At 68.2% G+C, this 239-nt stretch carries 1 protein-coding gene; it reads right to left on the bottom strand.

Annotated elements, in window-relative coordinates:
- The coding region (locus tag SB717_RS39285) for a CinA family protein (RefSeq protein ID WP_410908721.1) at positions 1 to 239 on the bottom strand (239 nt) is incomplete at both ends.

The following is a 239-nucleotide window of genomic DNA, read 5'->3' as shown; positions in this document are numbered from 1 at the left end:
GGCCCGGGGCCGTGACGCCGATAAATACAGTGCCGGGTTCCTGCCCGTCCTGGGGTTCCGGGCCGCCGGATCCGGTGATGGCCAGGGCCAGGTCGGCGCCCAGCAGTTTGGCCGTGCCCTCGGCCATTTGCGCGGCTGATTCCTCCGACACCACGGCCTCGGCGGTGACGCCCAGGACCGAACGCTTTACTGATGTTGCATAGGCGGTGAGTCCGCCTAGGAACCAGTCCGACGACGAC

The organism is Priestia sp. SIMBA_032 (assembly GCF_046535215.1).
GTDB classification, from domain to species: Bacteria; Bacillota; Bacilli; order Bacillales; family Bacillaceae_H; genus Priestia; species Priestia aryabhattai.
Note: the sequence above shows the minus strand (reverse complement) of the source record. Positions and strands in the feature narration are given on the sequence as shown.